The organism is Flavobacterium poyangense, assembly GCF_011751075.1.
Taxonomy (GTDB): Bacteria; Bacteroidota; Bacteroidia; order Flavobacteriales; family Flavobacteriaceae; genus Flavobacterium; species Flavobacterium poyangense.
Window position 1 is genome coordinate 1 of the sequence record NZ_JAALLN010000203.1, and the last position, 538, is coordinate 538.

General features: G+C 47.0%; 1 protein-coding gene. It reads right to left on the reverse strand.

What is annotated here, in order from left to right; genetic code table 11:
* Positions 1-538, reverse strand: a 538-nt coding sequence (locus G3A47_RS23335; protein WP_166926667.1) for an integrase zinc binding domain-containing protein, incomplete at both ends; no start/stop codon positions are given.

The window sequence follows — 538 nt, forward strand, 5'->3', positions numbered from 1 at the left end:
CCTTAAAGGAACTGCCTCCACCCACTTAGTAAAATAATCTGTGGCCACCAATATGAACTTATGCCCTTTGCTCGATGGAGGGTGAATCTGTCCGATGAGATCTATTCCCCAACCTCTGAACGGCCACGGCTTGATTATTGGATTCATAGCCGATGCTGGCGCGCGCTGTACATTGCCAAACTTCTGACAATCTTGGCATCCTTTATAATATTTGAAACAATCTTCAAGAATCGTTGGCCAGTAATACTCATTGTTTCTGATCATCCATTTCATCTTGTGAGCCGATTGATGGGCTCCACATACGCCTTCATGGATTTCTCCCATCAGGACCTTTGCCTCTTCTGTTCCCAGGCATTTGAGAAGGACTCCATCGATCGTCCGATAAAATAAATCATCCTCAAGCAACACATATTTTGTAGCCTGAAAACGTGTTCGCCGATCCACCTTTTGGGATGGATTTTTCAAATAGTCGGCGACCTCCTTCCGCCAGTCATCGGCCGCGAGTTCTAGCGCCATCGCTCCCTGAATCGCCCGATAC